Origin of the sequence: Vibrio sp. OPT20 (assembly GCF_963889365.1) — a bacterium.
In the GTDB taxonomy this organism is placed as follows: domain Bacteria; phylum Pseudomonadota; class Gammaproteobacteria; order Enterobacterales; family Vibrionaceae; genus Vibrio; species Vibrio splendidus.
The window spans coordinates 1,006,508-1,015,389 of the sequence record NZ_CAWPOA010000031.1; the positions used below are offsets into that span (position 1 = coordinate 1,006,508).

Below are 8,882 nucleotides of genomic sequence, written 5' to 3' on the forward strand. Positions count from 1 at the left end.
ATTTTGATAAACCGTAGACAAACAAAAAGCCCATGTTATCGAATAACATGGGCTTCATTTTGGTTTAACTTGTTAGCTGCTTATTTAGCTATTTAGCTATTTAGCAACTGACTCGTTGTTCATCTTAGCCGGAGCTTTAGATGCGTTAACCAGCAGGATACCAACGGTGAGTACCATCGAACCACATAGTAGGAACAACAAGCGTCCTGTTGGTTCGTTTGGAATCAGAGCCATTGCTAGGATACCGAAACCTGCTGTGCTGATAAGCTTACCAAGCATTGAACGCTGTTTAGTATCTAGGTTCTGCTGCTCTTCACCTTCCGCTACTAGCGGCGTATTCCAGTTAGTGAATAGTTGGTCAACTTCTTTCTCACGTTCAGGCGATAGGCCTTTGTAGAAGCGAGAAGTTAGGATGAAGTAACCACCAGTAAACACTACGTGAGCCGCTAAGCTAAGACCCACTTTCAAGTCGCTCCATTCACGGCCAGTAAGCGCTGTTTCCATACCGAATAGGTGCTCGATGTCTTCTGCTTGAAGCGAGATACCGAAGATGTAAGAAACGAAGCCACCAACGATTAGCGTAGACCAACCAGCCCAGTCAGGCGTCTTACGAATCCACATACCAAGTAGTACAGGGATAAGCATTGGGAAGCCAATTAACGCACCTACGTTCATTACGATATCGAACAAGCTCAAATGACGTAGAGAGTTAATGAACAAGCCAATCGCGATGATGATAATACCCATCATGATAGTGGTTAGCTTACTTACGATAACCAGCTCTTTCTGAGTCGCGTTTTGGCGAAGAATAGGGCTGTAGAAGTTCATTACAAAGATGCCAGCGTTACGGTTCAAACCTGAATCCATAGAAGACATTGTTGCAGCGAACATTGCTGACATAAGAAGACCAACCATACCTGCTGGCATTACGTTCTGTACGAATGCTAGGTAAGCAGCATCACCCGCTTTATCACCCATTGAAGCGTACTCCAATGCGAAATCAGGCATGAATGCACTTACGTACCAAGGTGGTAGGAACCAGATTAGTGGGCCAACAACCATAAGGATACATGCTAGGCCTGCCGCTTTACGTGCGTTTTCACTGTCTTTTGCACATAGGTAACGGTACGCATTGATGCTGTTGTTCATTACACCGAACTGCTTCACGAAAATGAACACAACCCAAAGTACGAAGATGCTCATGTAGTTAAGGTTATTACCTAACATGAAGTCGCCGTCGAAGTTTGCAACGATGTTAGTTAGGCCACCACCGTGGAAGTAAGCTGCAACCGCACAAGTAATCGTAACCGCCATGATAACAAGCATTTGCATGAAGTCAGAAGCAACAACCGCCCAAGAGCCGCCTGTTACTGCCATCAATACTAGAACCATACCCGTTACCACAATGGTTGCTTCCATTGGGATGTTGAATACCGCTGCTACGAAGATAGCGAGACCATTTAGCCAGATACCCGCAGAGATAAGGCTGTCAGGCATACCTGCCCATGTGAAGAACTGTTCAGACGTTTTACCAAAGCGCTGACGAATAGCTTCGATCGCCGTTACCACACGAAGTTGGCGGAACTTTGGAGCGAAGTACATATAGTTCATGAAGTAGCCAAAAGCATTGGCTAAGAATAGGATTACAATAACGAAACCGTCATTGAACGCGCGTCCTGCGGCACCTGTAAACGTCCATGCTGAAAACTGTGTCATGAAGGCGGTTGCACCAACCATCCACCACAACATTTTGCCGCCCCCTCTGAAGTAATCACTAGTCGACGTGGTGAACTTACGGAACATCCAACCAATAGCGATTAAAAAGAAGAAGTAGGCGAGAACAACAAAAGTATCAATAGTCATCTTTTCAGCCTTTTAAATATCATAATTAACTGGGCTTAGATTAACGCGTTCAAAGGTTTATTTGTACTACAATATGTCTTTAGTATGATCTGGGTCGCATTGATTTTTGGGTATGCACAGTAAGTTAACCTAACCTGCTGTTTTTATTTAGTTTAATTGTTTTTATGAATTACTCTAGATCCAAGATAAATTGAAGTCAAAATGTTTATATGTATTACAATATAAGTAATGAGGCTTTAGTTTGCCTTATTTATAAGATTTTAATTATAACCGTAACAAATATGCTACAACTGAGTGCGGTTGTGCGACGACATCCACGTTAATTTGGAACTCTATACTGAAAATTTTTGTATTGGGGTTTCAAGTGTAGCTCATTGTTTTTTCATCGCTATTTTTTGTTTGTCTGCGGTTCTGTCGCCTTTCCATGCTATTGATTAATTTTTTCGTGCTAGAGAGACGCGTATTTGGAATGTTTGTCACTGAGTCGGCGTTAAATTGGACGACGGGACACACTTTCGGCTCACTTTGTCTATCGTGGTCTTCAGTGCATGCTATGAGAGATGTTTGACGACGTATTGCAAAGGAATATTGTCGGATAAAGGGATGGGTAAGGAGCTGAATAAGCGGTAGGGAGCACCAGTAACGCTTCGCTAGATGCATACCGAGGTCGATTTCACTCGTTCTTGTTTGTCTTAGTCACGGAGCTGTACGAGGCCATAGGGAGAACGGCGATAGGGTATGGGGAAACAGAACGTTGATTGAGCGTGTTTTACTGTTAGTCAGCGCAATAAACGCCAGATAACAAAAAGCCCCACCGAAGTGAGGCTTTATCACCAAATCTAAAACAGATTAAGCGTTAACGTGATCAACTGCGTCACGAACCAGCTTGCCTAGTTCGTCCCACTTACCTTCATCGATAAGGTTAGTTGGAACCATCCAAGTACCGCCACACGCAAGAACAGAAGGGATCGATAGGTATTCATCAACATTCTTCAAGCTTACGCCACCAGTAGGCATGAATTTAACAGGGTAAACTGCTGTTAGTGCTTTAAGCATACCAGTACCGCCTGAAGGCTCAGCAGGGAAGAACTTCAACGTGCGAAGACCCATTTCCATTGCTTGCTCAACTAGGCTTGGGTTGTTAACACCCGGTACGATTGCAACACCTTTGTCGATACAGTATTGAACAGTACGTGGGTTAAAACCTGGGCTTACGATGAAATCAACGCCAGCTTCGATAGATGCGTCAACTTGCTCGTTAGTCAGTACCGTACCTGAACCGATTAGCATGTCTGGGAATTCTTTACGCATGATGCGAATCGCTTCGATTGCACATTCTGTACGTAGTGTAATTTCTGCACATGGCATGCCATTTTCAACCAACGCTTTACCTAGAGGGATAGCGTCTTCAGCACGGTTGATCGCGATTACAGGAATTACTTTTAGGTTTGCTAGTTGTTCATTTAATGTCGTCATGAATTCTTTCTCACGTTAAATGTGGGCCTGCTTTCAACTAAGCAAACCCTTGATTAATAGTTAAAGTGCGTAATTATAGAGACAGATCAGGCGTCGCTTCTAGAGGAATGATAGCACCTGGATGCTGAATCACGGTTCCTGCCACAATATGACCTGCAAATGCAGCATCACGAGCACTACTACCGCTCAAGCGCTTGGCCAAGAAGCCTGCACTGAACGAGTCGCCAGCGGCAGTCGTATCAACGATGTTATCTACAGGGTTAGGTGCAACGTATTGAGCGCTTTGGCTTTCAACCACTAAGCAGTCTTTCGCGCCACGTTTAATGACGATCTCTTTCACACCAGACTCAGACGTACGTGTAATACATTGTTCAATGCTTTCGTCGCCGTATAGCTCTTGCTCATCATCAAACGTCAGCAGAGCCGTATCTGTGTACTTAAGCATTTTCAAGTACCAAGAAATCGCTTCTTGTTGGCTTTCCCAAAGTTTAGGTCGGTAGTTATTGTCGAAGAATACTTGGCCGCCTTGAGCTTTGAATTTGTCTAAGAAGTTGAATAGCTGCGTGCGACCATTTTCTGTCAAGATTGCCAGCGTAATACCACTTAAGTAAACCGCGTCAAAAGAGAACAGCTTATCAAGAAGAGCAGGCGTATCTTCCTGATCAAACATGAACTTCGCTGCAGCATCACTACGCCAGTAGTGGAAACTGCGTTCACCAGTTTCATCGGTCTCGATGTAGTAAAGCCCTGGTTGTTTGTGATCCAGCTGAGCTATTAAGCTCGTGTCGATACCTTCCGCTTGCCAATTTTTTAACATGTCGGTACTGAATGGGTCAGTGCCTAGTGCAGTTACGTAGCTCGTGTTGATATCTTGCTCTTTTGTTAAGCGAGATAAGTAAAGTGCAGTATTCAGCGTATCGCCACCAAAACTTTGCTTAAGCCCGTCTTGTTTCTTTTGTAGCTCAACCATGCACTCGCCAATGACCGCGATGTTTAATGATTTCATATGCTTACCTTAGCAACTGAGGTTGCGCTAGTTATTATTTTAGGAAATCTTCACGCGCAGGGTTGAAGATATCAAGAAGGATGCTGTTTTGTTCTAGTGCAACCGCACCGTGCATCATGTGTTTACGAGCGAAGTAAGCATCGCCTTCTTTAAGCACTTTCTTCTCGCCGTCGATTTCAGCTTCGAAGCTACCACGAACAACATAACCGATTTGGTCGTGAATTTCGTGAGTATGAGGGTGACCAATCGCGCCCTTATCAAAACACAGGTGTACAGCCATAAGATCGTCAGTGTAAGCAACGATTTTACGCTTAATGCCGCCACCAAGTTCTTCCCATGGGTTTTCATCTAGGATAAAGAAAGAGTTCATTGTGTATCTCCTAATCTGTTTAAATCTTTTAAGTGTTACTTAACTTGCATCCATCATAAGGGAATGAGCTTAATTGTAATACAATATATCTAAATTTGTGTGATATTGATCAAGCGATACTTTATATAGCGTAAATGAATCAACAACTTAAGAAATGCTTGGTATCTGGCATTAGTTAACTGCATCAATGGCTTACGGTGAATTATGTGACTCTACTCATCATTTGGCGACGAATAGGTATAATTAAAGCTCATATTGTATTACTTTATGTGGAGTTTGAAAATTTAATCAAAGTTTAAGCAGATAAACTCTTTATTGAGGGTGACAAAGAATATGACGACTAAACCAGTATTGTTGACTGAAGCTGAAATCGAACAGCTTCATCTTGAAGTGGGCCGTTCTAGCTTAATGGGCAAAACCATTGCAGCGAACGCGAAAGACCTAGAAGCATTCATGCGTTTACCTATTGATGTCCCGGGTCATGGTGAAGCTGGGGGTTACGAACATAACCGCCACAAGCAAAATTACACGTACATGAACCTAGCTGGTCGCATGTTCTTGATCACTAAAGAGCAAAAATACGCTGACTTTGTTACAGAATTACTAGAAGAGTACGCAGACAAATATCTAGCGTTTGATTACCACGTGCAGAAAAACACCAACCCTACAGGTCGTTTGTTCCACCAAATCCTGAACGAACACTGCTGGTTAATGTTCTCAAGCTTAGCTTACTCTTGTGTTGCTTCAACACTGACACAAGAGCAGCGTGACAACATTGAGTCTCGCATTTTTGAACCCATGCTAGAAATGTTCACCGTTAAATACGCACACGACTTCGACCGTATTCACAATCACGGTATTTGGGCTGTAGCCGCTGTGGGTATTTGTGGTCTTGCTTTAGGCAAACGTGAATACCTAGAAATGTCAGTGTACGGAATTGACCGTAATGATACTGGCGGTTTCCTAGCGCAAGTTTCTCAGTTATTTGCACCTTCTGGCTACTACATGGAAGGTCCTTACTATCACCGTTACGCGATTCGTCCAACGTGTGTGTTTGCTGAAGTGATTCACCGTCATATGCCTGAAGTAGATATCTATAACTACAAAGGTGGCGTGATTGGCAACACAGTACAAGCGATGCTTGCGACGGCTTACCCGAACGGTGAGTTCCCGGCTTTGAATGATGCTTCTCGTACAATGGGTATCACAGACATGGGTGTTCAGGTTGCGGTAAGTGTTTACAGTAAGCACTACTCTTCTGAAAACGGCGTAGACCAAAATATTCTGGGTATGGCGAAGATTCAAGACGCAGTATGGATGCACCCATGTGGTCTTGAGCTATCTAAAGCCTACGAAGCCGCTTCTGCAGAGAAAGAAATCGGCATGCCTTTCTGGCCTAGTGTTGAATTGAATGAAGGCCCTCAAGGTCACAACGGCGCGCAAGGCTTTATCCGCATGCAGGACAAGAAAGGCGACGTTTCTCAACTTGTTATGAACTACGGCCAGCACGGCATGGGTCACGGCAACTTTGATACGCTGGGTATTTCTTTCTTCAACCGCGGTCAAGAAGTGCTACGTGAATACGGTTTCTGTCGTTGGGTTAACGTGGAGCCAAAATTCGGCGGCCGCTACCTAGACGAAAACAAATCTTACGCTCGTCAAACGATTGCTCACAACGCAGTAACGATTGATGAAAAATGTCAGAACAACTTTGACGTTGAACGTGCAGACGCTGTACACGGTTTACCTCACTTCTTTAAAGTAGAAGATGAGCAAATCAACGGCATGAGTGCATTTGCTAACGATCACTACCAAGGCTTTGACATGCAACGCAGCGTGTTCATGCTAAACCTTGAAGAGATAGAATCTCCGTTATTGTTAGACTTATACCGCTTAGATTCTGAGAAAGGCGGCGAAGGCGAGCATCAATACGATTACTCACACCAATATCAAGGTCAGATTGTTCGTACTAACTTTGAATACCAAGCAAACAAAGAGCTGAACACTCTAGGTGACGATTTCGGTTACCAACACCTATGGAACGTCGCAAGCGGTGAAGTGAAGGGCACAGCAATTGTAAGCTGGCTACAAAACAACACCTACTACACATGGTTAGGTGCAACGTCTAACGATAATGCTGAAGTAATATTTACTCGCACTGGCGCTAACGACCCAAGTTTCAATCTACGTTCAGAGCCTGCGTTCATTCTACGCAGCAAGGGCGAAACAACACTGTTTGCTTCTGTTGTTGAAACGCACGGTTATTTCAACGAAGAATTCGAGCAATCTGTCAATGCACGTGGTGTTGTGAAAGACATCAAAGTCGTGGCTCACACCAATGTCGGTTCGGTAGTTGAGATCACCACAGAGAAATCAAACGTGACAGTGATGATCAGCAACCAGCTTGGCGCAACCGACAACACTGAACACAAGGTAGAACTGAACGGCAAAGTATACAGCTGGAAAGGCTTCTACTCAGTAGAGACAACTTTACAAGAAACGAATTCAGAAGAACTTAGCACTGCAGAGCAGGGGAAATAATAATGAGCTATCAACCACTTTTACTTAACTTTGATGAAGCAGCTGAACTTCGTAAAGAACTTGGCAAGGATAGCCTTTTAGGTAACGCACTGACTCGCGATATTAAACAAACTGACGCTTACATGGCGGAAGTTGGCATTGAAGTACCAGGTCACGGTGAAGGCGGCGGTTACGAGCACAACCGTCACAAGCAAAACTACATCCATATGGATCTAGCAGGTCGTTTGTTCCTTATCACTGAGGAAACAAAATACCGAGATTACATCGTTGATATGCTAACAGCGTACGCGACGGTGTACCCAACACTTGAAAGCAACGTAAGCCGTGACTCTAACCCTCCGGGTAAGCTGTTCCACCAAACGTTGAACGAGAACATGTGGATGCTTTACGCTTCTTGCGCGTACAGCTGCATCTACCACACGATCTCTGAAGAGCAAAAGCGTCTGATCGAAGACGATCTTCTTAAGCAAATGATCGAAATGTTCGTTGTGACTTACGCACACGACTTCGATATCGTACACAACCACGGCTTATGGGCAGTGGCAGCGGTAGGTATCTGTGGTTACGCAATCAACGATCAAGAGTCTGTAGACAAAGCGCTTTACGGCCTGAAACTAGACAAAGTAAGCGGCGGTTTCTTAGCGCAACTTGACCAACTGTTCTCGCCAGACGGCTACTACATGGAAGGTCCTTACTACCACCGTTTCTCGCTACGTCCAATCTACCTGTTTGCAGAGGCGATTGAACGTCGTCAGCCTGAAGTTGGTATCTATGAATTCAACGATTCAGTGATCAAGACAACGTCTTACTCTGTATTCAAAACGGCATTCCCAGACGGTACATTGCCAGCTCTGAACGATTCATCGAAGACAATCTCTATCAACGATGAAGGCGTTATCATGGCAACGTCTGTGTGTTACCACCGTTACGAGCAGACTGAAACTCTGCTTGGTATGGCTAACCACCAACAAAACGTTTGGGTTCATGCTTCAGGTAAAACATTGTCTGACGCGGTTGATTCAGCAGACGACATCAAAGCATTCAACTGGGGTAGCCTGTTTGTAACCGACGGCCCTGAAGGCGAAAAAGGCGGCGTAAGCATCCTTCGTCACCGTGACGAGCAAGATGACGACACGATGGCGTTGATCTGGTTTGGTCAACACGGTTCTGATCACCAGTACCACTCTGCTCTAGACCACGGTCACTACGATGGCTTGCACCTAAGCGTATTCAACCGTGGCCACGAAGTGCTGCACGATTACGGCTTCGGTCGTTGGGTAAACGTTGAGCCTAAGTTTGGCGGTCGTTACATCCCAGAGAACAAGTCTTACTGTAAGCAGACGGTTGCTCACAACACAGTAACGGTTGATCAGAAAACGCAGAACAACTTCAACACAGCATTGGCTGAGTCTAAGTTTGGTCAGAAGCACTTCTTCGTAGCAGACGACCAGTCTCTACAAGGCATGAGCGGCACCATTTCTGAGTACTACACTGGCGTAGACATGCAACGCAGTGTGATTCTTGCTGATCTGCCTGAGTTCGAGAAGCCACTTGTAATTGATGTATACCGCATCGAAGCTGACGCTGAGCACCAGTACGACCTACCAGTTCACCACTCTGGCCAGA

General features: G+C 44.7%; 6 protein-coding genes. 2 read left to right on the forward strand and 4 right to left on the reverse strand.

From position 1 onward, the window contains the following. Positions 1 to 96 precede the first annotated feature (96 nt). From AACR09_RS05635 to AACR09_RS05650, 4 genes are all read right to left on the reverse strand, one after another. Positions 97 to 1,863, reverse strand: a complete 1,767-nt coding sequence (locus tag AACR09_RS05635; protein ID WP_004733505.1) for a sodium:solute symporter family transporter — start codon at positions 1,861 to 1,863, stop codon at positions 97 to 99. A gap of 849 nt (positions 1,864 to 2,712) precedes the next feature. Continuing rightward, positions 2,713 to 3,339, reverse strand: a complete 627-nt coding sequence (locus tag AACR09_RS05640) for a bifunctional 4-hydroxy-2-oxoglutarate aldolase/2-dehydro-3-deoxy-phosphogluconate aldolase (RefSeq protein ID WP_017069898.1) — start codon at positions 3,337 to 3,339, stop codon at positions 2,713 to 2,715. A gap of 73 nt (positions 3,340 to 3,412) precedes the next feature. Beyond that, the gene (locus tag AACR09_RS05645) at positions 3,413 to 4,345 is read right to left on the reverse strand and encodes a sugar kinase (RefSeq protein ID WP_193836140.1); all 933 of its coding nucleotides are present in this window, start codon (positions 4,343 to 4,345) and stop codon (positions 3,413 to 3,415) included. 34 nt (positions 4,346 to 4,379) lie between these two features. Continuing rightward, positions 4,380 to 4,715 (reverse strand): cupin domain-containing protein, encoded by a 336-nt coding sequence (locus tag AACR09_RS05650; protein WP_193836141.1) that lies wholly within the window; start codon positions 4,713 to 4,715, stop codon positions 4,380 to 4,382. A gap of 333 nt (positions 4,716 to 5,048) precedes the next feature. Between AACR09_RS05650 and AACR09_RS05655 the strand changes: the two genes are divergently transcribed. Together AACR09_RS05655 and AACR09_RS05660 are read left to right on the forward strand one after the other, a co-directional pair. After that, entirely contained in the window at positions 5,049 to 7,256 is a 2,208-nt protein-coding gene (locus AACR09_RS05655) for a heparinase II/III domain-containing protein (RefSeq protein WP_193836142.1), read from the forward strand. Between the two features lie 2 nt (positions 7,257 to 7,258). Further along, positions 7,259 to 8,882 (forward strand): heparinase II/III domain-containing protein (locus AACR09_RS05660; protein WP_228010952.1); only part of this gene is annotated, 1,624 nt, incomplete at its 3' end.

Excerpts from the sequence above, each read along its gene's own strand:
- AACR09_RS05635 (WP_004733505.1), bottom strand. The coding sequence starts at position 1,863 with ATGACTATTGATACTTTTGTTGTTCTCGCCTACTTCTTCTTTTTAATC.
- AACR09_RS05640 (WP_017069898.1), bottom strand. The coding sequence starts at position 3,339 with ATGACGACATTAAATGAACAACTAGCAAACCTAAAAGTAATTCCTGTA.
- AACR09_RS05645 (WP_193836140.1), bottom strand. The coding sequence starts at position 4,345 with ATGAAATCATTAAACATCGCGGTCATTGGCGAGTGCATGGTTGAGCTA.
- AACR09_RS05650 (WP_193836141.1), bottom strand. The coding sequence starts at position 4,715 with ATGAACTCTTTCTTTATCCTAGATGAAAACCCATGGGAAGAACTTGGT.
- AACR09_RS05655 (WP_193836142.1), top strand. The coding sequence starts at position 5,049 with ATGACGACTAAACCAGTATTGTTGACTGAAGCTGAAATCGAACAGCTT.